Origin of the sequence: Zobellella maritima, from assembly GCF_003075035.1 — a bacterium.
GTDB lineage: Bacteria > Pseudomonadota > Gammaproteobacteria > Enterobacterales > Aeromonadaceae > Oceanimonas > Oceanimonas maritima.
Genome location: NZ_QCZE01000001.1, coordinates 1,967,986 through 1,992,801, shown reverse-complemented (window position 1 = coordinate 1,992,801; position 24,816 = coordinate 1,967,986). Strand labels below are relative to the sequence as shown.

The 24,816-nt window shown below is 59.1% G+C and carries 22 protein-coding genes; 19 read left to right on the top strand and 3 right to left on the bottom strand.

Translation table 11 applies throughout. The features are described from left to right. Window positions 1-72: 72 nt before the first annotated feature. The 4 genes from DCS96_RS09150 (at window position 73) to DCS96_RS09135 (ending at window position 2,529) form a co-directional block, all read left to right on the top strand. A complete protein-coding gene (locus DCS96_RS09150) occupies window positions 73-744 on the top strand; it encodes a CsgG/HfaB family protein (protein WP_116473976.1) in 672 nt (223 codons plus the stop codon). A gap of 15 nt (window positions 745-759) precedes the next feature. Beyond that, window positions 760-1,119, top strand: coding sequence for a DUF4810 domain-containing protein (locus DCS96_RS09145; RefSeq protein WP_116473975.1), 360 nt, complete (start codon window positions 760-762; stop codon window positions 1,117-1,119). Continuing rightward, window positions 1,116-1,772, top strand: coding sequence for a DUF799 domain-containing protein (locus tag DCS96_RS09140; protein ID WP_116473974.1), 657 nt, complete (start codon window positions 1,116-1,118; stop codon window positions 1,770-1,772). Before DCS96_RS09145 ends, DCS96_RS09140 begins: the two co-directional genes overlap by 4 nt. A gap of 151 nt (window positions 1,773-1,923) precedes the next feature. Beyond that, window positions 1,924-2,529 carry a glutathione S-transferase family protein gene (locus tag DCS96_RS09135; RefSeq protein WP_116473973.1) on the top strand — a complete coding sequence of 202 codons (606 nt, stop codon included), beginning with the start codon at window positions 1,924-1,926 and terminating at the stop codon, window positions 2,527-2,529. Window positions 2,530-2,575: 46 nt separating this feature from the next. Here the strand turns inward: DCS96_RS09135 and DCS96_RS09130 are convergent, their stop codons facing one another. Together DCS96_RS09130 and DCS96_RS09125 are read right to left on the bottom strand one after the other, a co-directional pair. Then, on the bottom strand, window positions 2,576-3,814 hold the full coding sequence (locus DCS96_RS09130) for an NAD(P)/FAD-dependent oxidoreductase (protein WP_157953610.1): 1,239 nt from the start codon (window positions 3,812-3,814) through the stop codon (window positions 2,576-2,578). Between the two features lie 196 nt (window positions 3,815-4,010). Continuing rightward, window positions 4,011-5,423 carry a sodium:solute symporter family protein gene (locus DCS96_RS09125; protein ID WP_116473971.1) on the bottom strand — a complete coding sequence of 471 codons (1,413 nt, stop codon included), beginning with the start codon at window positions 5,421-5,423 and terminating at the stop codon, window positions 4,011-4,013. A gap of 146 nt (window positions 5,424-5,569) precedes the next feature. Between DCS96_RS09125 and DCS96_RS09120 the strand changes: the two genes are divergently transcribed. The 8 genes from DCS96_RS09120 (at window position 5,570) to DCS96_RS09085 (ending at window position 14,397) form a co-directional block, all read left to right on the top strand. After that, the gene (locus DCS96_RS09120; protein ID WP_116473970.1) at window positions 5,570-6,487 is read left to right on the top strand and encodes a LysR family transcriptional regulator; all 918 of its coding nucleotides are present in this window, start codon (window positions 5,570-5,572) and stop codon (window positions 6,485-6,487) included. Window positions 6,488-6,578: 91 nt separating this feature from the next. Further along, entirely contained in the window at window positions 6,579-7,994 is a 1,416-nt protein-coding gene (locus tag DCS96_RS09115; RefSeq protein ID WP_116473969.1) for an aminotransferase-like domain-containing protein, read from the top strand. Between the two features lie 185 nt (window positions 7,995-8,179). Further along, window positions 8,180-9,598: a cytochrome c oxidase accessory protein CcoG gene (ccoG, locus tag DCS96_RS09110; RefSeq protein WP_116473968.1), complete on the top strand. Its 1,419-nt coding sequence runs from the start codon at window positions 8,180-8,182 to the stop codon at window positions 9,596-9,598. Window positions 9,599-9,807: 209 nt separating this feature from the next. After that, window positions 9,808-10,689: a LysR family transcriptional regulator gene (locus DCS96_RS09105; protein ID WP_198649974.1), complete on the top strand. Its 882-nt coding sequence runs from the start codon at window positions 9,808-9,810 to the stop codon at window positions 10,687-10,689. Between the two features lie 192 nt (window positions 10,690-10,881). Continuing rightward, window positions 10,882-11,847: a TRAP transporter substrate-binding protein gene (locus tag DCS96_RS09100; protein ID WP_198649973.1), complete on the top strand. Its 966-nt coding sequence runs from the start codon at window positions 10,882-10,884 to the stop codon at window positions 11,845-11,847. A 77-nt stretch (window positions 11,848-11,924) separates the two neighbouring features. Continuing rightward, complete coding sequence (locus tag DCS96_RS09095) at window positions 11,925-12,365, top strand: TRAP transporter small permease (protein WP_198649972.1); 441 nt, start codon at window positions 11,925-11,927, stop codon at window positions 12,363-12,365. Continuing rightward, window positions 12,362-13,648, top strand: a complete 1,287-nt coding sequence (locus DCS96_RS09090; RefSeq protein WP_116473964.1) for a TRAP transporter large permease — start codon at window positions 12,362-12,364, stop codon at window positions 13,646-13,648. The genes DCS96_RS09095 and DCS96_RS09090 overlap by 4 nt, the downstream gene beginning before the upstream one ends. Next, window positions 13,645-14,397, top strand: coding sequence for a M15 family metallopeptidase (locus DCS96_RS09085; RefSeq protein WP_116473963.1), 753 nt, complete (start codon window positions 13,645-13,647; stop codon window positions 14,395-14,397). Before DCS96_RS09090 ends, DCS96_RS09085 begins: the two co-directional genes overlap by 4 nt. Window positions 14,398-14,441: 44 nt before the next feature. Here the strand turns inward: DCS96_RS09085 and cuyB are convergent, their stop codons facing one another. After that, window positions 14,442-15,152: a cysteate racemase gene (gene cuyB, locus DCS96_RS09080; RefSeq protein WP_116473962.1), complete on the bottom strand. Its 711-nt coding sequence runs from the start codon at window positions 15,150-15,152 to the stop codon at window positions 14,442-14,444. Window positions 15,153-15,425: 273 nt separating this feature from the next. Here cuyB and DCS96_RS09075 point away from each other — a divergent pair, with 273 nt between their 5' ends. The 7 genes from DCS96_RS09075 to DCS96_RS09045 all read left to right on the top strand — a co-directional run bounded on the left by DCS96_RS09075 (window position 15,426) and on the right by DCS96_RS09045 (window position 24,816). Continuing rightward, window positions 15,426-16,343 (top strand): LysR substrate-binding domain-containing protein, encoded by a 918-nt coding sequence (locus DCS96_RS09075; protein WP_116473961.1) that lies wholly within the window; start codon window positions 15,426-15,428, stop codon window positions 16,341-16,343. After that, window positions 16,340-18,016, top strand: coding sequence for a transporter substrate-binding domain-containing protein (locus DCS96_RS09070; protein WP_232818212.1), 1,677 nt, complete (start codon window positions 16,340-16,342; stop codon window positions 18,014-18,016). The genes DCS96_RS09075 and DCS96_RS09070 overlap by 4 nt, the downstream gene beginning before the upstream one ends. Then, complete coding sequence (locus DCS96_RS09065; RefSeq protein ID WP_198649971.1) at window positions 18,013-19,434, top strand: sigma-54-dependent transcriptional regulator; 1,422 nt, start codon at window positions 18,013-18,015, stop codon at window positions 19,432-19,434. Before DCS96_RS09070 ends, DCS96_RS09065 begins: the two co-directional genes overlap by 4 nt. 314 nt (window positions 19,435-19,748) lie before the next feature. After that, entirely contained in the window at window positions 19,749-21,026 is a 1,278-nt protein-coding gene (locus tag DCS96_RS09060; RefSeq protein ID WP_116473960.1) for a dicarboxylate/amino acid:cation symporter, read from the top strand. 395 nt (window positions 21,027-21,421) lie between these two features. Beyond that, entirely contained in the window at window positions 21,422-22,621 is a 1,200-nt protein-coding gene (gene fdhA / locus DCS96_RS09055) for a formaldehyde dehydrogenase, glutathione-independent (protein ID WP_116473959.1), read from the top strand. A 120-nt stretch (window positions 22,622-22,741) separates the two neighbouring features. After that, on the top strand, window positions 22,742-23,269 hold the full coding sequence (locus DCS96_RS09050; RefSeq protein ID WP_332870194.1) for a formate dehydrogenase subunit gamma: 528 nt from the start codon (window positions 22,742-22,744) through the stop codon (window positions 23,267-23,269). Next, complete coding sequence (locus tag DCS96_RS09045; RefSeq protein ID WP_116473957.1) at window positions 23,269-24,816, top strand: formate dehydrogenase beta subunit; 1,548 nt, start codon at window positions 23,269-23,271, stop codon at window positions 24,814-24,816. The genes DCS96_RS09050 and DCS96_RS09045 overlap by 1 nt, the downstream gene beginning before the upstream one ends.

Genomic DNA, 24,816 nt, shown 5'->3' with positions numbered 1-24,816 from the left:
ACCCCATGTTTGGCCGCTGTTAGCAAAACACAACCGATTCGAATATGTCATGACTGGAGAATGTTACCCATAATGAAAAAAACAACGGTATTTTGTTCAGCCCTGGTCTCGGTGGCCCTGCTCGGTGGTTGCGCCACCGAAACCTCCCGTTCACTGGGCATCGAAAAGGTCGCCAGCTACGGCAGCCAATACCATGGTCCGCGCAGCCCCATCTCGGTGGGGAAATTCGATAATCGCTCCAGCTACCAGCGTGGTATTTTCTCCGATGGTGTCGATCGTCTGGGTAATCAGGCCAAGACCACGTTGGTGACCCACCTGCAGCAGAGTAATCGCTTTAATGTGCTGGATCGCACCAATATGGCTGAAATCCAGGCCGAGGCCGGCATCAAGGGGCAACGCCAGACCCTGAAGGGGGCGAATTACGTGGTCACCGGTGACATCACCGAGTTTGGTCGCAAGTCGGTAGGCGATCATCAGCTGTTTGGCATATTGGGCCGTGGCAAGTCGCAAATCGCCTATGCCAAGGTTCATCTGAATGTAGTGAATGTGCAAACCTCAGAAGTGGTTTTTTCATCCCAGGGGGCGGGGGAGTACCAGCTGTCTAACCGGGAAATCATCGGCTTTGGCGGTACCGCCAGTTATGACTCCACCCTGAACGGCAAGGTGCTGGATCTGGCCATGCGCGAGGCAGTCAACAACCTGGTGGCCGGCATCGACAGCGGCGCCTGGCAACCCGTTCAATAAGCAATGGAATCGGCCATGAACTTGTGCAACAAGACAAGCAGCGTGCTGCTGGCGGCCGGCCTACTGGTAGGCTGCAGCGGCCCGACTACCCTCTATCAATGGGATAATTTTCAACCCGTCCTGTATCAGTATTATCAACAGGACGAAATCGGTCCTGAAGAGCAGGTGGCGGCACTGGAAGAGAATATCGAACAGGCCAGGGCCAGGGGGACCCGCGTGCCGCCCGGGCTGCATGCCCACCTCGGCCTGCTGTATGCCAATACCGGCCGAGAGGAAGAAGCCCTGAATCAGTTCGCCACCGAAAAAGCGCTGTTCCCCGAGTCAGCCCCTTTTATGGATTTCCTGCTGAAACAGGGTAAGGAGAGGTCACAATGAAGCCTATTTCAAGACTGGCCGGTGTGGCGCTGACAGCCCTGCTTGCCGGCTGCGTGACCCCGGAACCCTACGATTATAGCGCCTTCGAACAGAGCCGGCCCAGATCGATATTGGTATTGCCGCCGGTCAACCAATCGCCCGATATCAAGGCCAGCTACAGCCTGTTGTCGCAGGTCACCTATCCGCTGGCGGAGTCGGGCTATTATGTGCTGCCGGTGGCGGTGGTGGACGAAACCTTCCGCCAGAATGGCCTGGTCAATCCGGAAGAAATCCAGGGGGTGCCGGTTGCCAAGCTGCATGAAATCTTTGGTGCCGATGCGGTCCTCTATCTCGATGTGATCGAATATGGCACTACCTATATGGTGATCAGCAGCGATACCCGGGTGACCGCCGAGGCGAAACTGGTCGATTCAAGAACCGGCCAGCTGTTGTGGGCAGGCACCGCCACCGCCTCCAGCAGCGAGCAGGAGTCCAGCTCCGGCGGGGGCCTGGTCGGCCTGCTGGTGCAGGCGGTCGTAACCCAGATAGCCAATACCCTGACCGACAAGGGACACCAGGTTGCGGGTATCACCAGTGCCCGGCTGCTCTCTGCGGCCCGCCCCAACGGTATCCTCTATGGTCCGCGCTCTCCCAACTATGGTAAAACCGAGTAAGCGCAGGGCACGATTTGCAGGATAAATGAACTAGTCTGCGGCAAGCACGCCGCAGGCCCCGGTCATCGGGTTGAAAAGCATTTGCCGCTTATCCGCCGGCAGCTCTTAAATGAAGTTCCAAACAGCCCCCATAAATAATAAGGACATTAAGATGCAGCTTTACTCCTCCACGACTTCTCCGTTTGTGCGCAAAGTGCTGGTGGTCGCCCATGAGGCCGGCTGTTTCGACAGCCTGGAGCAGCTTGCCGGACAGGCCAGCCCGATCCAGGCAGATATGGTCATCGCCGCCCATAATCCGCTGGGGCTGGTGCCAACCGCCATCGCCGATGACGGCCAGGCGTTGTATGACAGCCGGGTGATTTGCGAATACCTGGATGCGCAGCAGGGGGCGGGTTTGTTCCCGGCGGATGCAGGGCGTTGGCCGGCCTTGACCCTGCAATCCCTGGCCGACGGCATACTGGATGCGGCCCTGCTGGCACGTTATGAGCAGGTTACCAGGCCGGCAGAACTGCGTTGGGAACAGTGGCAGCAAGGTCAGATGGGCAAGATCAGCCGTGCCCTGGCGCAACTGGAACAGCAGGTTCCGGCATTTGTCGAACAGTTGCATATCGGCACCATCAGCCTGGCCTGCGCGCTCGGCTACCTGGACCTCCGTTTCTCCGGACTTGCCTGGCGTGACGATTACCCGCAGCTGGCCGGCTGGTATCAGGCGTTCAGTACCCGGCAGTCGATGGTACAGACGGCGCCACAGGGGTAATACGGAGCTGCGCCGAGACTGCCTGTGCAGCAGGAGTGCCGGTGATTCAGAGGAAGCGGGCCGGCGACAGGGCCCTGGCCAGCCGGTCGGTTTGGCGGCCGGCCAGGGCCTCGACGATCAGCTGGCCGGTGATGGCCCCCAGGGTCATGCCCAGATGGCCATGGCCAAAGGCCAGCAGCACATGTTTGTGCTCCGGCAGGGCGCCGATAACGGGCAGGGAGTCCGGGGTGCTGTGGCGCACCCCCATCCAGCGCGAGGTCACTGTGACCGGGCGGCCGAACAGGCTTGCGGCCCATTCCTGCATATGCCGGTGCCTATCGACCGCCACGGGCGCGCCCGGCCTGGCAAATTGAGTGGTACCGGCGATGCGGATGCCCTCGGCCATTGGGGTGGCATAAAAATAGCGGTCGAGCCAGCCGACGGGCCGGTTCAGCACCAGATCCCTGTCGTCCAGCATCAGGTGATAGCCCCGTTCGCTGACCACCGGCAGCCTGATGCCCTGGGGGGCCAGCAGCTGCTGGTTGCCCATGCCGGCACAGAGCACCGCGGCATCGGCCGCCAGCTCCTGGTCGCCTGCCCGTATCAGGGCGCGGCCACCGGTCTCGCTGACGCTTTCAGCCGCCAGCGGCCGGTAATCCAGTCCTTGCGCCAGCAGCTGCTGGTGGAGCCGTATGCAGAGCTGCCGGGGGTGGCGCAGTGACCAGGTGTCGGGATACCAGAGCCCCCCTGCCAGCTGTTGGGGGTTCAGTCCCGGCTCCAGGTTCAGCAGCGCCTCCCGATCAAGGGCTTCGCACTGCACCCCATCCCGCTGTTTGGCGGCCGCCAGCTCGGCCAGCTGCGGGCCCATGGGGGTATCCCGGCGATAGATCTGCAGGCAGCCTCGGGTCTGATAGAGCTCATTCGAGCCCAGTTTATCCAGCAACTGTTGTTGCAGCAGGGTTCCCCTGGCAACCAGCTCGACCAGAGTCCGCTTGTTTTCGGCAAAGGGGCCACTGCCGGTGGCGCGCAGGAAGGCGCGGCCAAAGCCGGTCAGGGCGGGCAGGTAACGGGGATCGATCGACAGCGCGCGCTTGCTGCGGGTGAACTCCGTCAGCAAGGCGCGCAGGCTGTCGGGGTTGGCCAGCGGCGTGGTGGCGTAGTTGGCAATGAGGCCGGCATTGCCCGACGAGGTGCCCGAACCGGGCTGATTTTCGTCGAGCAGGGTCACCCGATAACCCTTTTCCAGCAATGCCCCGGACACGGACAGGCCGACCATGCCGGCGCCGACAACGATGATATGTTTCATGGTAATAAGACCACCTGATTGGCGTGAATGGCAGCAACAGGACAACAGGCCCTGATAGGGGGCTGACGCCCCCCTGCTCATTAGTTTTCCTTGTAGAACCGGTAAGACATCACGCCGATGGCCAGGGCCGTCAGGATGCAGGTGGCGGAAATGGCATAAATAACGAGTTCGAACCAATGCATAACGGTACTCCTTGTTAGCTGTTTTTGGTGACCAACGGCGTGGCCCGGCTGTTCTTGAAGCTGTGGTAAATGAGGGTGAAGACCAGCAGGTTGGCTAATACCCCGGCGACCAACGCCGACAGGCCGGTCATGCCGCTCAGATCCCAGGGGCCCCATTTCCACACAATTGTGACCAGGGCGCCGGCGATGATGGCACCGATAGCCGACTTGCTGCATTTAAGGTCAAAGAGCACACCCAGCACAAAGGGGATCAGTATGGTTGGTGCCCACAGGGAATAACTGATCAGCAGGGCATCGATTATCGAGGTCGCGTACAGGGCGAACACCACGGCGCCGATGCCGATCGCCAGGTTCACCAGGCGTTCAATCCACAGCTTCTGCTTTTCGCCGATATCGGGGTTGATAAAGCCTTGGTAGATATCCTTGACGAAGATCACCGACGCCGAGTTGAGATAGGAATCGGCGGTCGACATCACCACCGCGAGCAGGGAGGCGAGCACCAGGCCGGTGATGCCCAGGGGCAGGGCGGCTCTGATCAGCTCGGGCATGGCCAGATCCGGGCTGATATCCGGATAGAGGATCAGGGCAATCAGGCCAATGGTCGAGCTGACGAAATAGAACAGGAAACCGAATAACCCAGAGATGGTATAGCCGATTTTGGCATTGCGGGAATCCGGTGCCGCCAGGGCGCGCTGGGTATAGGGTGGAACCAGGGTTTCACCCAGCAGGAAGGCGATAAACAGGCTCAGGAACATGCCGGGGCCGTAATCGCCCATGATGCTGAAATGGCTGTCGGGCAAGCGGGCAATCAGCTGCTCTGCCCCACCCACTTCATTGATGCCGATCAGCAGGGTGATGGGCATGAAGATGGCCAGCATCAGAAACTGCACCACATCGGTCTGGATCACCGCCCACATGCCGCCAATGGTGGAATATAGCAGCACCACCCCCATGCCGATCAGGATGCCGGTAGTAATGTCGATGCCCATGATGGCATTGAATACGGTGCCGACTGCCAGCGCCTGGGCGCCCAGGATCCCGATGCAGAATATCAGCGAAAAGATACCGGTGATCAGCCGGGCATAACGGCCGAACTGCTGTTCCATAATGTCGCCCACCGTATGGGCGCCGATATAGCGCTTCAGTTTGGGGGCAATGAAGATCCCCGCCAGCACGGTGGCAATCGGGAAGGCACTGGCTGCGAACATAAAGGCATAGCCATGATCGAAGGCCTGGCCGGCCCGGCCCATGGAAGCGCCGCCACCGAGGAAGGAGGCCGCCAGGGTGGCGAACAGGATAGGCCAGGTTATCTTGTTGCCGGCAACGGCAAAGTCGGCGCTGGAGTTTACCTTCTTGACGCTTCGGTATCCTATGTATCCCAGCAATATAAAGTAGGCCAGCAGGCCCATGGTATCCAGATAGTGCATAACTCTCTCCTACGTCCCTTGTTTGTGGTGAGCTTGTATTGATTATGTTAATTGCCTGGGTATAACATCAAATAATACTTTTTGATGAATGTATAAGAGAAATCTTTACCCCTATGCAGTCATAGAGATTGCCGGCGAGGCTACCCATGATCCCCAAGATAAATGCGAAACAACTGTATATATTTCAAGAGGTTATCAATAGCGGTAGCATCAGCAAGGCGGCGCGCCGGCTGGGCCTGACGCAACCGGCGGTCAGTTCGGCCATTGCCAACCTGGAAAGCGACATGGGATTTATGCTGTTCAAACGGAACCATTACGGCACCGAGATGACCATAGAAGCCAAGTCCTTCTCCGAAGGGGTCGAGCGGGTACTCAATGCGCTGAACAACCTCGAGGAGCTGGCCGAGGATCTGAAGCACGGCCGGGTCGGCAAGCTGCAGATTGGCTGCATGCCCGGCCTGGCGGTGGTGGCCCCCCGGATTGCCGCCGGCTTTATGCGCAGTAACCCGGGGGTCAAGCTGTCCCTGCAGACCTTCCCTTCCAGGAAGGTGGAGGAGTGGGTTGCCGCCGGTCATTTCGATCTGGGTATAGTGGAAAAGCCCCAGGCGATAAACGAGCTGCAGATCTTTCCCTATACCTTCAGGGTGCTCTGTGCGCTGCCACCCGGTTCGGAACTGGCCGACCGGCAGGAAATCACCATCGAGGATCTGGTGGGCCGGCCGGTGATCACCCTGGGGGATGCCCATCAGACCACCATGCAACTGCGCAGCCTGTCTCTCAAACACAATTGCCCGCTCAACACCGTCGCCGAAACCCAGTTGTTCCCTTCGGCGATTGCCCTGGTCAACGAAGGGGTCGGCTATGCGCTGATCGATCCGGTCACCGCCATGGAATACAGCAAAAGAAGTGACAATGCCGTGGTGTTCCGGCCTTTTTCTCCCCAGGTTGAATTCGAGGTGGCCATAGTGTTGCCGAAATTCCACCTGGTCTCCCGGCTGTGCCGGCATTTTCAGGTTGCCCTCAAGGAAGAGTTCGATCACCTGGTACAGTCGCTGGCCCAATGATGGTGGCCCGGGTATGTGTCGGGCGGCATGTCGCTTCCCGGGAAAAGCATGTATAACAGTAAGAATCTAATGTTTATTTATATATAACAGCATGGCGAAATACGAACAGCTGGCGCTGCAACTTAGGGAGCAGATCCAGGCCGGCATATGGCAGGTCGATGAAAAGTTGCCGTCGCTCAGGCAAAAGGCTCGGCAGTCCGGATTCAGCCTGATGACGGTATTAAATGCCTACCAGCTGTTGGAAAGCCAGGGCTGGATCATCTCTCGGCCCCAATCGGGGTATTTTGTTGCCCCCCAAAAAGAAGCGGGCACTTATACAAAACCCGAGCAAAAACTGCTGTTGGCGGAAGACATCGATATCAACGAGTTTATTTTTAATGTCCTGCAGACCAGCAAGTCGCCGGAGTTTGTTTCCTTTGGTTCTGCCTTTCCCGATCCGGCGCTGTTCCCTCAGCACCAACTGGCCCGTTCACTGAGCAGGGTGGCCCGTCACATGACGCCTGCCAGTACCATCGTCAATCTGCCTCCGGGCAGTGATCGCCTGCGCCGCAGTATTGCCAAGCGTTATGCAGCCCAGGGCATGGATATCTCGCCCGACGAGATAGTGATCACCTCGGGGGCGTTGGAAGCCCTCAATCTCAGCCTGCAGTCACTGACCCGGCCGGGTGACTGGGTGGTGGTTGAGTCTCCTGCCTTCTATGGGGCCCTGCAGGCGATTGAACACAACAGGTTAAAGGCGGTGGCCGTTGCGACACACCCGCAGCAGGGGATAGATCTGGATGCCCTGGAGCAGGCGCTCATTCAGTATCCGATAAAGGCATGCTGGTTGATGACCAACTTCCAGAACCCGCTCGGCTGCACCCTATCCCGGGAAAATAAACAAAGGCTGGTGAAGCTGCTGGCCCAGCACCGGGTAGGGCTCATCGAGGATGACGTCTACAGCGAGCTGTACTTCGGTGCGGAACGGCCGCTCCCCGCCAAGGCATGGGATAGCGGCGGCAACGTACTGCATTGTTCGTCGTTTTCGAAAACCCTGGCAACGGGGTTTCGTATCGGCTGGGTCGCGGCGGGCAAACATGCCGAGCACATACAGCGACTGCAACTGATGAGTACCCTGTCGACCAGTGCGCCCATGCAGCTGGCCCTGACCGATTACCTGATGACCGGCAGCTATGACAAACACCTGCGTACCGTCCGGCGGCTTCTGGAACAGCGGAAAAATGCGTTTTATCAGGCGATAAGACGCTATTTCCCCCCCGGCACAGCGGTGAATTATTCCGATGGCAGCTATTTTTTATGGATAACGCTGCCGGGCGGCATCTGTACGACCCGGCTTTATTGGCATGCCCTGGAGGATGGCATCAGCATTGCGCCGGGAAGAATGTTTTCGGCCGGCGAGCAATATCGCCACTGTTTCCGCCTGAATGCGTCCTGCCCCTGGGACAGTCGAAGCGAGTCGGCCATCAAAAGGCTGGCCGAACTGATTATTCAGGGTGACGGTGATTGAGTCACAGTTTCCCGTAGCACCATATCGACCCGACGCTACCACGGGCAAATCAAACTGTTATAGCTGAATTGACGGCAACTGTTTATACCGCCTGGTTGCGCCCTGTGTTTTACTCCCCCCCATTCATTCCCGAACGACTGGCCGAAGCCGCATTACCCGGCCCGTTCATCTGAATTGTGAGTAAAATGAGCCAACAACCTCTCCGGATCGACATAAAAAACATCACGCCAGAAAAACGACCTGTCAGGCCTATCGATCAGGGGCATGTTTATGTGCGTGCCCAGCAGGGCCGCTGGCAGCGTCTGCGCAAGCAACTGGGCTGGTTTTTCATGGCGCTGTTTCTGGTGGGGCCCTGGCTGAGCTGGCAGGGGCGGCAGGCCATATTGCTGGATGTTGTCCAACAGCGTTTTCATGTCTTTGGTACCACCCTCTGGCCGCAGGATCTGACCTTGCTTGCGCTGCTGTTTGCGGTGGCGGCGTTTGCCCTGTTCTTTATGACGGCATTTCTGGGGCGGGTCTGGTGTGGCTACCTGTGCCCGCAGACCGTATGGACCTTCCTGTTTATCTGGTTTGAGGAAAAATTCGAGGGCAGCGCCAACAAGCGTCGGCAGCTCGACAAATCTCCCTGGGGGTTCAACAAACTATGGCGAAAAACCGGCAAACATCTGGCCTGGCTGCTGGTGTCCTTGTATACCGGCTTTACCTTTATCGCCTACTTTGTGCCGGTCACCGAACTGGGCCTGGGCATGCTGAGCTTCTCGGCCGGCTTCTGGCCCGTTTTCTGGGTGCTGTTTTTCGCCCTGTGCACCTATCTTAACGCCGGTTGGATGCGCACCGTAATGTGTACTCACATGTGTCCTTACTCCCGCTTTCAATCGGCCATGTTCGATCAAAATACCTTTATCGTTGGTTATGATGCTCAGCGCGGAGAAAGTCGGGGTCCGCGTCCCCGCAAGGCCGATCCCAAGGCGCAGGGGCTGGGTGATTGCATCGACTGCAACCTGTGTGTACAGGTGTGTCCAACCGGCATAGATATCCGCGATGGCCTGCAGTATGAATGCATCAACTGCGGCGCCTGCATCGACGCCTGTGATCAAACCATGGGCAATATGGGCTACGAAAAAGGCCTGATCAGCTACACCAGCGAGCAGGCGTTACAGCATCGGCAGACGCGCACTGCCAGGCCCAAACTTATCGGTTATGGCGCCGTGATGGTCGTGATGCTGGTGGCGCTGGTCTACATGGCGGCCAATATCATGCCAGTGGGACTGGATGTGCTCAGGGATCGCAACCAGCTGTACCGGGAAACAGGTGAAGGTTTGGTAGAAAATACCTATACCCTCAAGCTTTCGAACAAGACTCAGACGGAGCAGAGCTACCTGTTGCGTGTACAGGGGCCGGACGAGCTGACATGGATTGGTGCCACCGAGATTACCGTGCCGGCGGGCGAAGTACAGCACCTGCCGATCAGTTTGTCGGTGGATCCCTATGAGCTCGATTCGCCCGTTATGGAGTTAACCTTTGTGGCCACCGTTAGGGGAGCGACAAGGGAAGACGGAATACAGGTCAGCAGCAGGAGTAAATTTTTCAGTTCCGGTCGTTAACAGGGTGATATTCGCACGGAACCTATGGGCGGATAACCGGCGGCGACCCATGGCGACTTGGATATGCCAGGTAAATGAGCTTGGCCTGCCTGTCATGACGGGATATGGTGACGGCGCCTGGACCAGGCGCTTTTTCTTGTATATGACTATTCACCATTAGAGACAGGCCATCATGGAATCCTGATATGTGGAAGCTTAATCCCCGGGCATTGAAATATCTCAACGAAGTCGCACGTTTCGGCTCATTGCGTAAAGTCGCCGTCCATCTGAATGTTGATGCTTCAGCCATTAGCCGCCAGCTGACGCAGCTGGAGGAGGAGCTGGGGGCAGCCGTTGGCACACGGAGTGGGCAGGGGTTTGTGCTCACTCAGGTCGGTGAAGAGCTGGTCGCACTGTTTCGACAGCAGAAGGCGAGTGAGGACGCTGCCCTGTCGCGCATCGAGGCACTGCAGAGCCTGAAACGGGGACGTGTCAGTCTCGCCGTTGGGGAAGGTTTTATTGCCGATCTGATTTCCGCCCCATTACAGGCCTTTATGGCGCGCTATCCGGGGATTCAGATCAGTGTGGAAATGGCGGGTGCCAACGAGGCAACAAGGCTGGTAAAGGAAGATCGGGTAGATTTGGCGTTGGTCTATGCGCCTTCGCCCGACGCCGAGCTGTATTCCCATGTCGTCACCCGTCAGCCGCTGGAGCTGATAACCCCCCCGAAGCACCCCCTCACCAGGCTATCGCCACTGTCCATCCGACAAATATCAGGGTATCCCCTGGCCCTTATCGATCAGCAATTCGGCATGGGGCAACTGATCAGCCTGGTCGAAGAGCTGGAACATATCCGTTTTGAACCCCAATTAAGAACCAATTCTGTCGCAGTTTTAAAGAATTTTGTGCTATCCGGTATGGGCGTGGCCTTTATGCCGCGGCTGACGGTAAACAGCGAGACAAAGCAGGGAAGAATAGCCTGTGTTCCTGTGCCACATCCGGTTTTGTCGGGTGCGAGTGCGCATATCGTCAGCCATAAGGGGCGCGAGCTGACAGTGTCGGCCGAAACCCTGATCAATCATCTCCACGATGGGATGTTATTCTTTAATTAGAATAAATTATGGTGTTAAATATCGCGTTGACTTTATTGCAATGCTTTTGGCATTGAAAAGTCAACACAACAACGCCTAATCTGGCGGAGTCGTATTACAACACCCAATCTGGATATGGAGATCGAGGCTATGCCGACTTATAAAATCAAACCGTTAACAAAATTGATGTCCGCGGCATGTGGAGCCGGCGCCTTGCTGATTAGTGGTCTGGCCGGAGCGGCAACCACCATTGACCTGTCTTATAATGGTGCGCCCGATGCCGACAAGAATGCGGTGCACCTGTTTGCATCCAACCTGAAAAAGCTGGTGGAAGAAAAAACCCAGGGTGAGCTGGAGCTCAAGCTGTATCCCAACAGCATGCTGGGTGAAGAGGAGCAGCGCATGGAGCAGGTCATGAACATGCCCAGCCTGAATATCGCTTCCTTTGCTGGCGTATCGCCGCTGTTTCCCGAAATCTACGTGAGTGCCATCCCTTTCCTGTTCAAGGACTTTGACGAGGCGCGCCGTTTCTTTGACCAGGGTGAGTATTGGAAGGCTGCTCAGGAAGAATTCTACCAGCGTACCGGCACCCGCCTGCTGGCAGTAGTCGAAGAAGGCGGCTTCCTGGCGTTTACCAACAACAAGAGGCCCATCCGTCACCCCGATGATTTCAAGGGACTGCGCTTCCGGGCCATGGACAAGAGCCAGGTCGCACTGTACGAAGCCTTTGGCGCATCCGGCACTCCGATTCCCTGGACCGAAGTGTACATGGCGATGAAGACGGGCGTAGCCGATGGCCAGATGAACCCGCCCATGTACATCATCCTGGGCAGCCTGCAGGAAGTACAAAAATACCTGACCCTGGCCAACATCCAGTATTCCGATCAGTTCCTGGTGGCCAATGATCAGCTGATGGCCTCGCTGACCGAAGAGCAGAGGGCGGCGCTGACCGAAGCGGTAGAAGAAGCCAATCAGATTAACCGTCAGTCGGTCGAGTCCAAGGTTGAAGAGCGCGTCCAGTTCCTGTCCGACAAAGGCATGGAAGTCTACCGTCCCACGGCGGAACAGCTGGCGGCCTTCCAGGAAAAGGCCAAGCCTTCCTATGTCACTTGGCTGCAGGAGCAGAATATCGACCAGAAATGGATTGATCTGGCCCTGCAGGATGTGAAATCCAACTAATTACCTTCCGATAAGGTGGCGGTGCCCGGCACCGCCTTGTTGTTATGATCATAAAAACCCTTCGTGTATTGAGTCGCGTGTCGGAAACCCTGGCAGGCCTGCTTATCGCCAGCAATCTCATGGTGCTGCTCTATGGGGTGGCCGCAAGATACCTGGCAGGCCGCTCACCCATCTGGATGGATGAGCTTTCCCGATTTCTGATTATCGGCACTGTGCTGCTGACGGCCGGTGTGGTGTGGATTCGTAATGAACATATGCGCATCAACCTGCTGGAACAGAAGCTGCCGTCGAAGTGGGCCTCGGCGCTGAAACTCTACCAGTGGTTGCTTACCGTGGTGATCAGTGGCGCATTTGCCTGGTTTTCCTGGCATTACGCGTTTTCCGTCGGCCGCTTTACCACCATGGGACTTGGTATCAGCCGAACCTGGCCGATGCTGAGCATGCCGCTTGGTTTCCTTATGCTGTTTCTGTTCGCCATCTTGCGTGGCCCGTTCGAAAGAAAGGATTTGCAGTTATGACCCTGGCGATGTTTGCCACCTTTATCGTGCATATCTTGCTGGGTGTGCCCCTGTTCCTGACACTGCTGCTTACCGCCGTGGTCGGTTTTTTCTTTATCGATGCGGATATGATAGGGCGCATGCTGCCCCAGCAATTTTTTGGCGGCATCAATGTCTTTTCCCTGATGGCGATTCCCCTGTTCATCCTGGCGGGTAACCTGATGAACAGCGCCGGCCTGACCCAGCGGCTGATGACCCTGGCCAGGACCCTGGTCGGCCACTGGCGTGGCGGTCTGGGCTATGTCAATGTGGTGTCCAGCGTGTTCTTCGCCGGGGTCAATGGCTCGGCGGTGGCGGATACCTCGGCACTCGGTTCCCTGCTGGTGCCGGCGATGAAGAAAGAAGGCTATTCGGCACCCTATGCGGCGGGGCTGACCGCCGGTAGCTCGCTGATAGGCCCCATTATTCCCCCCAGCATCTTCATGATCCTCTATGCCTCGCTGACCAATACCTCGGTCGGCGCCCTGTTTCTGGCGGGGGTGGTCCCCGGCGTGATCCTGGGATGCGCCTTTATGATGATGAACTGGGTCTATGCCCGGCGAGCCGGGCTGCCCGTATCGGGTGAAAAGCCGACCCTGGCCCGGCTGTGGTCAGCCGGCTGGGGCGCCCTGCCGGCGCTGCTCGCACCGGTAATCATCGTGGGCGGCATCGTGCTCGGGGTGGTAACACCGACCGAGTCCGGCGCCTTGACGGTGCTTTACGTGGTAATGGTCGGTCTGGTGGCGGGTCAGCTTTCCCTGGCTCGTTTTTGGTCTGCTCTGGTTGAAACGGCCCGCCTGACCAGCGCCATCTTCCTGATCATGGCGGCCTCTGCAGCCATCAGCTGGCTGTTGTCCTATGCCCAGGTGCCCAAGACATTCGTGGCCTTGCTGGAACCCTTTATCGAACAGCCGGTGCTGGTACTGTTGCTGTTGAGCGCCATCACCTTTGTCACCGGCATGTTTATGGAAGAAGTCTCGGCGCTGATGTTGCTGACACCTATTTTTGTGCCGGTCGCCATGGCCGCGGGTATCGACCCCGTGCACCTGGGCGTGGTGATTACCCTGAATATCACCATCGCATTGATCACGCCGCCCATGGGCGCCTGCGTGTTTGTGGCCGCGGCGGTCAGCAAGCTCGAGATCACCGCCCTGTTTAAAACCATCTGGCCCTTTGTGCTGCTTGCCCTGGGTGTGCTGCTGCTGTTGATCCTGTTTCCGGCACTGACCCTGTGGTTGCCGGGAGTCCTGGGAGGTTACGCATGAAGACCCGGATACCCCTGACCCCGGATCCCTTTTGGCCGGACGTGATCAAGATAGCCATCGCAGAGTGCCAGGAGCCGCTGGTACCGGTCAGCCTGGCACCGGCGCCGCTACAGGTATATCCGGCCTACTACAAGATGGGCATACCGAATGCCGTGCCCGAATGCCATGTGCGCACCGGTGTCTACCAACGGCTGTTGCAGGCCGCCCAGGCACTGCCCGCCGGCATATCGCTGTTGCTGCTGGACAGCTGGCGGCCTTATGGGGTGCAACAGTATCTGTATGACACCCTGTATAATGCCCTCGAAACCCGCCTGCCGAATAAGGGGGCAGCCGAGCTGGAACAGATGACCCGGGAGTTTGTCTCGCTGCCCAGTACCCGGGCGGACGCGCCCAGCCCCCATCTTACCGGCGGTTCGGTCGATGTTACCCTGGTGGACCGCCAGGGACTGATGCTGGATATGGGGACCCAGTTTGATGAAGCCAGCGCCTGGTCACATACCCATGCCTTCGAGGAGATTGCTGCCCCCGGTGTCAGGGAGATAGAGGTCATTAACAACCGTCGCCTGCTGTATGGCGTGATGACGGCGGCCGGGTTTACCAACCTGCCCAGCGAATGGTGGCATTACGATTTTGGCAATCAGTTGTGGGCCTGGTATTCCGGCGCGGACCGTGCCATATATGGCGCGACCCAGCTGGACAGCCTGGAAAACCGCTGGCGTCGGGAAGTGGAGAAATATTCCGTAGACTGACGCCGGGGCGGGCTGTCAGCCCGCTCCGAACCATCTTCCTGTCCTTACGCCGCCACCGCCATCTGCCGGGCGCCATGCCATTGCACGCAGGCGGCCGCCAGGGCTTTGGTGGCATCCATGCCAAGGCTGGCATGAGCCGAACCGATGGCATCCAGCGCAAAGGGAATTTCGGTGCAGCCCAGAATGACCCGCTCCACACCCTGTTGCAGCATTTCGGCCATGCAGTCGTCCAGTACGCGGGCGCCCCGATCCACGGCGCCGGACTTGACCAGATAGATGCCTTCCATCACCCGTTGCTGCAGCGCCGCATCGGGTATTGTCATGCTAATACCAAACTCCGCCAGGTGTCGGGCATAAAAGCCGGCCTTCAGGGTGCCGTCGGTGGCCAGCAGGCCAACGGAGGTGACCTGCTCCCGTGCCAGTGCCTCGGCGCAGGCATGGGCAATGTGCAAAATGGGAACGCGGCTTGCGCGGGCCAGGGGCTCATACCAGTAATGGGCGGTATTGCAGGGAATGGCAATGCAGCCGGCGCCGCCGCTGATCAGGGTGTTCAGTCCCAGCAACAGGGCCTCGAGGGGGGATTCCTTGTTATCCATCAGGCAGGCGGTACGGTCGGGGATCTGGGGTACCGAGTGCACCAGCAGGGGCAGGTGATCCTGATCCCGTGTGGCAGGGGTCTGGTGGATGATTTTGGTAACGAAGTCGACGGTGGCCAACGGGCCCATGCCGCCAAGGATGCCGATAAGGGAACTCATAAGGGGGTCTCCAGGCTGTTTTTCGCAGCCTAAAACAGTCGGGCATGGCACCGACAATGCCGTTTGGGTACCCCCTATGTCCGGCCTGCATAACAGCTGAGCAGGGGTTGTAATATCAATGAGATGGCGCAGTTATGCCGGTTTGTTATACCCGGTGCGGGGTTGGCATGGCGCAATATTGCCCTGAGAAACACCGCCGTCGAATGATATAATGCCGCCTGAACCGGTCAGTATGATGACCGACGCTGCGGGTGACTGAGCCAAGGGTGGTGCATGAACATAGAAACAAAATGGCTGGAAGACTTTCTCTCCCTGGCCCATACCCAGAGCTTTTCCCGTTCTGCCGAGGAGCGGCATATGACCCAGCCCGCCTTCAGCCGGCGCATTCGGGCGCTGGAGGCCGCCCTGGGCTGCGAGCTGGTCGACAGGACCAGCATGCCGGTGCAACTCACCGATGAAGGGCGGCTGTTTCGCATTACGGCCCGGAACCTGGTCACCCAGCTGGCCGACAGCATCAGCCACCTGCGCTCCATGAAACAGTGCGGCGCCCACACCATCGACTTTGCCGTGTCTCACACCCTGTCGCTGTCCTTGTTTCCCGCCTTTTTGCAGTCATTTCGTCAGGAGCTGGAGGGCATCAGCACCCGCCAGCTGGTGGCCAACGTGGATGACAGCGTGCAGGCCCTGAAAAACGGCATTTGCGATTTTCTGCTGGCCTTTGAGGATCCCTCCCTGGCCCCGGCGCACTTTCACCGCTTTGAGCTGCAAACCGAACAGCTGGTACCGGTGTGCCGGGCAGACGAAGAGGGCAGGGCCATTTTCAACCTGGACGCCGCCGACGGGGCCACCCTGCCTTACCTGGGCTACCCCGGGGAAATATTTCTCGGTCGCTGTGTGGAGCGGTTGTTGCGCAGCCGGCCGCGCAGGGTCACCCTGCGCCAGGCGTTTGAGTCGCCCCTGGCCGACAGCCTCAAGGTGATGGCCATGCAGGGCATGGGCATTGCCTGGGTGCCGAGCTTTGCCATTCGGGAGGAACTGCGCCAGGGCTTTCTGGTGATCTGTGGCGGGGTAAGCTGGCAGCTGCCGCTCAATGTGTGCCTCTATCGCTGCAGTCGGCCCTTGTCCGACACCGCCGAAGCCTTCTGGCAGGTGTGTGAGCAAAATTATGGCCGGGCGGAGCCGAAAACATGAAACGGCTCTGGACGTGCCTGTTGCTGTGGGGGCTGGCCCTGGGCGTCGCCATGGCGGCGGAGCCGTACAAAAACGGTGTTATTCGGGTGGGTGGCGATCATGATTACCCGCCCTATGAGTTTCTCAATGAAGACGGCGAGCCCGATGGCTACAACGTAGAGCTGACCCGCGCCATTGCGGAAGTGATGGGCATGCAGGTAGACATTCGCCTGGGGGATTGGAACCGCATGCGCCAGGCCCTGGCCGAGGGCGAGCTGGATGTCCTGCAGGGCATGGCCTTTTCCAGCGAGCGGGCCGACAAATACGGCTTTTCGCCGTCCCATGCCATTGTGTATCAGTCCATTTTTGCTCGCAAAGGCGATGGCGAGGCCAGGGAACTGGCTGGATTGCGCGGCAAGGAAGTGATAGTGCAACGGGGCGGCATTATGCACGACCACCTGCTGCACAACGACGTGGGCGCAAAACTGGTGCTGGTCGATACCCATGCCATCGGGCTGCGGTTACTGGCGGCGGGCAAGCACGACTATGCCTTGGTTGCCAACCTGCCGGGGCTGTATCTGGGCCGCGAGCTGGAGCTCTCCAACCTGGTGCCGGTGGGGCAGCCCTTTCGGCCCCAGCGTTATGGCTATGCGGTCGCCAAGGGCAACGAGGCATTGCTGGCCGGGTTCAGCGAGGGTCTGGCCATTCTCAAGAACACCGGCCGCCATCAGCAAATCTACGACAAGTGGCTGGGCCCGCTGGAGCAGGACGGCTGGCCCTGGAAGAAAATCGGGTTGGCCGCCGCCCTGGTGTCGGCGGTGCTGCTGGTGGTGCTGGGCGGAATCGTCATCTGGAACCGTATGCTGGCCCGGGAAGTGGCCCGGCGCAGTGAGGAGCTGCAGCTACAGCATCAGCAGCTGATCCAGGCCGACAAGATGTCTTCCCTGGGCATCCTGGTGTCGGGAGTGGCCCACGAGATCAACAACCCCAGCAGCCTGCTGCTGTTGAACCTGCCGGTGTTGAAAGATGCCTTTGAGGATCTGGAAGCGCTGCTTGAGGCGCAATATCAGCAGCAGGGTGACTTTGACCTGGCCGGGCTGCCCTACAGCCGCATGCGCGAGGAGCTGCCCGCCATGCTCGACGACATGCAGGCCAGCGTCGGCCGCATTCGGCGCATTGTGGATGATCTGCGGGACTTTGCCCGCCAGGGGCCGGCCGAGCTCACCGAAAACGTGGATCTCAACGCCCTGGTAGCCACAGTGATCCGTCTGGTCGACAACACCATTCGTAAGTCCAGCCAGCGGCTGGAAGTGCACTGCGAACCGGGGCTGCCTCACTTCAGGGGCAATGCCCAGCGCATTGAGCAGGTGCTGATTAACCTGGTGGTCAATGCCTGTCAGGCCCTGACCAGTCCGGAGCAGGGCATTTTCATTCGCACCGGCTACCGGGTACCGCGCAACGAGCTGTATCTGGAAATTACCGATCAGGGGGTGGGCATAGCGTCCCATGACCTGTCCCGGTTGAAGGATCCGTTTTTTACCACCAAACGTGAGCAGGGCGGCATTGGGCTGGGTTTGTCCGTGTCTGCCGGCATAGTGCAGGAGCATGGCGGCCGGCTGGAGTATGAATCCGAGCCAGGCAGGGGCACCCGCGCCACCCTGACGCTGCCCGCGATCAAAGGAATCCCATCGTGATCAAGAACAACCTCTATCCCGGCTTCGGCGTGCTGCTGGTGGATGATGAAGCCCCCTTTCTGCGCAGCCTCAGTATTGCCCTGGAGCGGCGGGGCGGCATCAACCATCTCTACCGCTGCGAAGACAGCCGAGAAGTAATGGACATCATCGCCCGCGAGCCCATTGGCCTGGTGCTGCTGGATCTGACCATGCCTCACTTGTCGGGTGAGACCCTGCTGCAACAAATAGTGGAGGAATATCCCGAGATCGCGGTGATCATTGTTAGTGGGCTCAATCAGCTGGAAACGGCGGTGAACTGCATTCGTCTCGGTGCCTATGATTATTTCGTCAAGACCACGGAAGAAGATCGCCTGATCGGCGGTATTCGCCGGGCCATCGCCAGTCAGGAAATGCGCCTGGAAAACCAGGAGATGCGTCGGCGCTTTCTCACCGACACCCTGGAGCGCCCTGAGGTGTTTGCCGGCATCATTACCCGGGACAAGGGCATGCGCTCGGTGTTTCAGTATCTGGAGGCGATTTCGGCCAGCAGCCAGCCGGTGTTGATCTGCGGTGAGAGCGGCGTGGGCAAGGAGTTGATTGCCCATGCCATTCATACCCTGAGCAACCGTAATGGGCCCGTGGTCAGCGTGAACGTGGCGGGGCTGGATGACAATGTGTTTGCCGATACCCTGTTCGGTCATCACAAGGGCGCCTTTACCGGCGCCGACCGGGCCCGGGCCGGCATGATTGAGCAGGCCGCGGGCGGCACCTTGTTTCTGGACGAGATCGGGGATCTGAGCTTGATCTCCCAGGTCAAGCTGCTGCGGCTGCTCCAGGAAGGGGAGTATTACCCCCTGGGCAGCGACAGACCCAAGCGCATTCATGCCAGGGTGGTGGTGGCCACCCATCAGGATCTGGCCCGCAAGCAGCAGGAAGGCAGCTTCCGCAAGGATCTCTATTACCGGTTGCGCACCCATCAGGTGGAAATTCCGCCGTTGCGCCGGCGCAAGGAAGACATTCCCCTGTTGCTGGAGCACTTTCTGGCCGAGGCGGCGGCGGAGCTGGGCAAAACCGTGCCCACCCTGCCCAGGGAGCTGCCGGTGCTGCTGGCCAATTACGGTTTTCCCGGCAATGTGCGGGAGCTGCGGGCGCTGGCCTATGACGCCATGAGCCGGCACAAGTCGAGGATGCTGTCGATGGAGGTGTTCCGGCAGGCCCTGGGCCAGCAGGAAACGCCACCGGTACCGGACGGCGAGGCAGAGCCCGCCCCCTTCAGCCAGATGCCGACCCTGCCCAGGCTGAATGAGGTGGGCGACCTGCTTGTGGCCGAAGCCATGCGCCGCGCCCAGGGCAACCAGTCGCTCGCCGCCCGGCTGCTGGGTATTTCCCAGCCGGCGCTGAGCAAGCGGCTGAAAAAGGCCGCAGCCGACCAGGCCTGATAACCCCCATAACCCGGGTGATATGTTATAGCCCGGGTTATCCTGTCTATCTTGTTGATAAAAATAATTTTTCCGTTTTATGGTGCTGCTGTCCATAACCCTGGTTATATCCCTTCCATTTCATTGCTTCAGCCAGTTTTAATTAAAAATTAATTAAGAAACAGTTACTTAATTTCTTTCCAGAAGCTGGCATGGCCCTTGCCTGTATTTGGTAAGGGATTGGCGAGTGAACGCCAGATACCGATGGTTCGGACCGCACCCGCCAGGGCCGTGTCCGGCTGCATACCTCGACATCAAAAACCAAGGAACCGATGATGGAACAGACAGTAATTGAGCAGGGCCGTACCGGCCTTTGGAGCGGACTGGCGCTCTGGAAAAAAATTCTGGTGGGCATGGTGCTGGGCGTGATCGCGGGCACTGTGATGGGCCCGGACGCCGAGCTGTTAAAGCCGATTGGCACACTGTTTATTAATGCGATCAAGATGCTGATCGTACCGCTGGTATTCTGCTCCCTGGTGGTGGGCGTGACCTCCATGCAGGACACCCGCAAGATGGGCCGCATCGGCCTCAAGTCGGTGGTGCTTTACCTGGGCACTACGGCGGTGGCCATCAGTATTGGCTTGGCGCTGGCACTGCTGTTCACCCCGGGTGCCGGCATGAACATGACCATTACCGAGCCGGTGACGGCGAATGAAGCGCCGTCCTTGGTAGAGACCCTGTTGGCACTGATCCCGCAAAATCCCATCGGCGCCATGGCCGCGGGCAACATACTGCAGATCATCGTCTTTGCCCTGGGGCTGGGTGTTGCCCTGACCCTGTGTGGCGAGAAGGCGCAGCCGGCCGTACGGCTGTTTGAAAGCCTGGCCGAAGGCATGTACAAGCTGACCGAGCTGATCATGAAGCTGGCCCCCTACGGCGTATTCGGCCTGATGGCCTGGGTGGCGGGCAAGTACGGCCTGGAGGTCTTGCTGCCGCTGATCAAGGTGATTGCCCTGGTGTATGTGGGTTCGCTGGTGCACGTGCTGGTGGTTTACAGCGGCCTGATCGGCATGCTGGGTCGCCTCAACCCGGTGTGCTACCTGAAGGGCCTGATCAACCCGGCCGCCGTGGCTTACACCACCACCAGCAGCTCCGGCACCCTGCCTGCCACCATCAAGGCGGCCCGTGAGGAAATGGGCGTGTCCCGAGGCGTGTCCAGCTTTGTGCTGCCCCTGGGCGCCACTATCAACATGGACGGCACCGCCCTCTATCAGGGCATCTGCGCCGTGTTCGTGGCCCAGGCCTTTGGCGTGGATCTGGCTATGTCCGACTACATCCTGATCATCATGACCGCCACCCTGGGCTCCATTGGTACCGCCGGTGTACCCGGCGCCGGCCTGATCATGCTATCGCTGGTGCTGACAACAGTAGGCTTGCCTCTGGAAGGCCTGGCGATCGTGGCTGGCATCGACCGCATCCTCGACATGGCCCGCACCAGCGTGAATGTCTGTGGGGACCTTATGGTGTCCGTGCTGATCGGCAAGAGCGAAAACGAGCTGGACGAAACCGTCTATAACGGCACCGGTCACGGGCGTGACGCTGCCAGAGGATAACAGGCGTCGAATACAGCACAGGGCGGGGCCGTCGGCCCGCCCTGTCTTCCGCTTCGGTGCATGATTAACCGCGGGCTCACCACCCTTATCTCGCTTTTATTGCCAACCTAACGGCGCCCCCCTGAATCCTCATCCCGGCAGCCGCTTCCCGACCCGGTATCCGGCTAAGGGCGGACTGATGGCTGCTTTTTCACTTATCCCTCAATTCTTCCCCCTGCGTTAGGACATGTCGTGTTCTGACATGCCGGTGCCTTATTCAGCAATGTTACGAAAGTGTATCGGCTGTTTACTGTCGGTTACCTTGACAGGGGCCTTGATGATGCTGCCTGTCGCGGTCTGTGACGCCCAGCTCAGGTGCCGGCGTTGACTCCCGTTAAGCAAAAAGGATGTTCATTATGTGCGCAATTCACGGAAACAGAGGTGTTGTCTATACCGGTCCGGGCAAGGTCGAGGTGCAATCCATCGCCTTTCCCGAGCTGTCCATAGGTAAACGCGCCTGTCACCATGGGGTAATCCTCAAGGTCGTGTCGACCAATATTTGCGGCAGTGACCAGCACATGGTGCGCGGTAGGACCACCGCCGAGGCCGGCCTGGTACTGGGCCACGAAATTACCGGACAGATCATCGAATGCGGCCGTGATGTCGAGTTTCTGAAGGTGGGCGACATTGTCTCCGTACCTTTCAACATCGCCTGTGGTCGTTGCCGCAACTGTAAAGAAGGCAAGACCGGTATCTGCCTGAACGTCAACCCTGCCCGCCCCGGCGCCGCCTACGGCTATGTGGATATGGGCGGCTGGGTCGGTGGCCAGTCCGAGTATGTGATGGTGCCCTATGCGGACTTCAATCTGCTCAAGTTCCCTGATCCGAACCAGGCGATGGAGAAAATCCGTGACCTGACCCTGCTGTCAGACATCTTCCCCACCGGTTTCCACGGTTGTGTCACCGCCGGCGTCGGCCCCGGCTCTACCGTCTATATCGCCGGCGCCGGCCCTGTCGGTCTGGCCGCGGCCGCCTCTGCCCAGCTGCTGGGCGCGGCCTGCGTCATCGTCGGCGACATGATCCCGGACCGTCTGGCCCAGGCGCGCAGCTTCGGCTGCGAGACCATCGATCTGCGCGAAGAAGGCTCGATGGAAGACAAGATCGAACAGATCCTGGGTGAGCGTGAAGTCGATGCTTTCGTCGACTGTGTCGGCTTCGAGGCCCACGGCTGCGGCTGTGACCATGGCAAGGAACAGCCGGCCACCGTGCTGAACTCCGCCATGGCCCTGACCCGCGCCGGCGGCCAGATCGGTATTCCCGGTCTGTATGTGACCGAAGATCCGGGGGCCGTTGACGAGGCCGCCAAGCATGGCGCCCTGAGCATGCGTTTCGGACTGGGCTGGGCCAAGTCCCACTCCTTCCATACCGGCCAGTGCCCGGTGATGAAGTATCACAGGCCTTTGATGCAGGCTATCCTGTTCGATAAGGTGAAGATTGCCGATGCCGTTAACGTACAGGTGATCGGCCTGGATCAGGCAGCCCAGGGCTATGCCGAATTCGATGGTGGCGTCGCGAAGAAATTTGTTATCGACCCCCATGGTATGGTGCCGGCGTAAATAGTGATGCAGTAATACCAATGCCTTCCACCATCCGGTGGAAGGCATATTTTGGTTGATGGTAATTTGTCCGGCCAGGACTGGCCGGGCGGACAGAATAATTCATGGCGGTTTATACCGATGTGCCGACATGACCGTATTTATAAGGTTGATGCTATGGATGAGACTCAAGCAGGCGTTCTTAATACTATCGAAGACCTCGTCGGTTCGATAAAACATAAACCTGGCGCGCTGTTGCCCATCTTACATAGTATCCAGGACCATTTTGGCTATATCCCCGATCCCGCCATCGGGGTGATTGCCTCCCATTTACGTTGCACCGAGGCCGATGTGCACGGTGTGATCAGCTTCTACCATTATTTCCGAAGCCAGAAACCGGGTCGGCATGTCATCGAAGTCTGTCGGGCCGAGGCCTGCCAGGCGCAGGGGGGCCGGGAGTTTGAGCAATATGTACGGGACAAGCTGAATATCGGTTTCGATCAGACCACCCCGAACCAGGATATCAGCCTGAAGGCGGTCTATTGCCTGGGCAACTGTGCCACCGGTCCGTCCATCCGGGTGGGTGACGATATCAAGGGGCGCATGAGTCCGGCCAAATTCGATCGCCTGGTGGATGAGTTGACCACCTTCAAACTGGAGCTGAAATAATGACCCTGCGTGTCTATGTTCCCTACGAAACCACAGCCCTGTCCCTGGGCGCCGAAGACGTGGCGACCCTGATCCGGCGCGAAGCCGAGCAGCGTGGTGTGGATATTGAAATCATTCGCAACGGTTCACGTGGCCTGTTCTGGCTGGAGCCGCTGGTCGAGGTGGAAACCGATGACGGTCGTTATGGTTTCGGCCCGATCGAGCTGGATGATGTCGCTTCCCTGTTCGACGCCGGCTTCGAGCGCGGCGCCGTCGACCATCCCCTGGCCCTGGGCCTGACCGAACAGATCCCCTATCTGAAAAAACAACAAAGGGTGACCTTTGCCCGTATCGGCATCACGGATCCGGTATCGCTGGATGACTATCGCGCGCTGGACGGCTTCAAGGGCCTGGACAAGGCGGTCAGCCGTTCCAGCCAGCAACTGGTGGATGATGTCAAGGCATCCGGCTTGCGTGGCCGGGGCGGAGCGGCGTTTCCCACCGGTATCAAGTGGCAAACGGTGCTCGATGCCCAGGCCACGCAGAAATACATCGTCTGCAATGCCGACGAAGGCGACTCGGGCACCTTTGCCGATCGCATGGTGATGGAATCCGATCCCTATATGCTGATCGAGGGCATGATCATCAGTGGTCTGGCCGTGGGCGCCACCCAGGGCTATATCTACCTGCGGGAGGAATACCCGCTGGCCCATGAGTTATTGAACAAGGCCATCGAGCGGGCCTATGCCGCCGGCTACCTGGGCGACAATATCGCCGGCAGCGGGCGTCGCTTCGAGCTGGAAGTACGGCTCGGCGCCGGCGCCTATATCTGCGGCGAAGAAACCTCACTGCTGGAGAGCCTGGAAGGCAAGCGCGGCATGGTGCGAGCCAAGCCGCCGCTGCCGGCCATTGTCGGCCTGTTCGGTCAGCCGACCGTGGTCAACAACGTGCTCACCTTTGCCGCGATTCCCTCCATCTTCAGTGAGGGCCCCGAATATTATGCCGATTACGGCATTGACCGCTCCAGGGGCACACTGCCGTTCCAGCTGGCCGGCAACCTCAAGCAGGGTGGCCTGGTGGAGCTGGCCTTCGGTCAGAGTCTGCGCGATCTTATCTATGAGTTTGGCGGTGGTACCCGCAGTGGCCGTCCGGTGCGCGCCGTGCAGGTGGGGGGCCCCCTGGGGGCCTACCTGTCGCCGGAGCAATTCGATGTGCTGCTGGATTACGAGGCCTTCTCCCGGATCGGCGCCGTGCTGGGGCACGGTGGCGTGGTGGTGTTCGATGAGTCGGTCAACATGGCGGAACAGGCCCGCTTCTCGATGGAGTTCTGTGTCGAGGAGTCCTGCGGCAAGTGCACCCCGTGCCGGATCGGTTCGGTGCGTGGGGTCGAGGTGATCGACAAGATCATCGAGGGCGATAACAGAGCCGCCAATATCGCGCTGCTGGAAGACTTGTGTGACACCATGATCCAGGGCTCCCTGTGTGCCATGGGCGGCATGACACCGTTCCCGGTAAAGAGTGCGCTTAAGTATTTTTCCGAAGATTTCAACAGCTCGAAGGGGGCGTAA

Bases quoted from the DNA above. Each gene is read 5' to 3' on its own strand.
- DCS96_RS09045 (WP_116473957.1), top strand. From the start codon at position 23,269: ATGACCCTGCGTGTCTATGTTCCCTACGAAACCACAGCCCTGTCCCTG.
- DCS96_RS09090 (WP_116473964.1), top strand. From the start codon at position 12,362: ATGACCCTGGCGATGTTTGCCACCTTTATCGTGCATATCTTGCTGGGT.
- DCS96_RS09145 (WP_116473975.1), top strand. From the start codon at position 760: ATGAACTTGTGCAACAAGACAAGCAGCGTGCTGCTGGCGGCCGGCCTA.
- DCS96_RS09130 (WP_157953610.1), bottom strand. From the start codon at position 3,814: ATGAAACATATCATCGTTGTCGGCGCCGGCATGGTCGGCCTGTCCGTG.
- DCS96_RS09060 (WP_116473960.1), top strand. From the start codon at position 19,749: ATGGAACAGACAGTAATTGAGCAGGGCCGTACCGGCCTTTGGAGCGGA.
- DCS96_RS09120 (WP_116473970.1), top strand. From the start codon at position 5,570: ATGATCCCCAAGATAAATGCGAAACAACTGTATATATTTCAAGAGGTT.
- DCS96_RS09135 (WP_116473973.1), top strand. From the start codon at position 1,924: ATGCAGCTTTACTCCTCCACGACTTCTCCGTTTGTGCGCAAAGTGCTG.
- DCS96_RS09070 (WP_232818212.1), top strand. From the start codon at position 16,340: ATGAAACGGCTCTGGACGTGCCTGTTGCTGTGGGGGCTGGCCCTGGGC.
- DCS96_RS09115 (WP_116473969.1), top strand. From the start codon at position 6,579: ATGGCGAAATACGAACAGCTGGCGCTGCAACTTAGGGAGCAGATCCAG.
- DCS96_RS09050 (WP_332870194.1), top strand. From the start codon at position 22,742: ATGTGCCGACATGACCGTATTTATAAGGTTGATGCTATGGATGAGACT.
- DCS96_RS09075 (WP_116473961.1), top strand. From the start codon at position 15,426: ATGAACATAGAAACAAAATGGCTGGAAGACTTTCTCTCCCTGGCCCAT.
- DCS96_RS09125 (WP_116473971.1), bottom strand. From the start codon at position 5,423: ATGCACTATCTGGATACCATGGGCCTGCTGGCCTACTTTATATTGCTG.
- DCS96_RS09150 (WP_116473976.1), top strand. From the start codon at position 73: ATGAAAAAAACAACGGTATTTTGTTCAGCCCTGGTCTCGGTGGCCCTG.
- DCS96_RS09140 (WP_116473974.1), top strand. From the start codon at position 1,116: ATGAAGCCTATTTCAAGACTGGCCGGTGTGGCGCTGACAGCCCTGCTT.
- fdhA (WP_116473959.1), top strand. From the start codon at position 21,422: ATGTGCGCAATTCACGGAAACAGAGGTGTTGTCTATACCGGTCCGGGC.
- cuyB (WP_116473962.1), bottom strand. From the start codon at position 15,152: ATGAGTTCCCTTATCGGCATCCTTGGCGGCATGGGCCCGTTGGCCACC.
- DCS96_RS09085 (WP_116473963.1), top strand. From the start codon at position 13,645: ATGAAGACCCGGATACCCCTGACCCCGGATCCCTTTTGGCCGGACGTG.
- ccoG (WP_116473968.1), top strand. From the start codon at position 8,180: ATGAGCCAACAACCTCTCCGGATCGACATAAAAAACATCACGCCAGAA.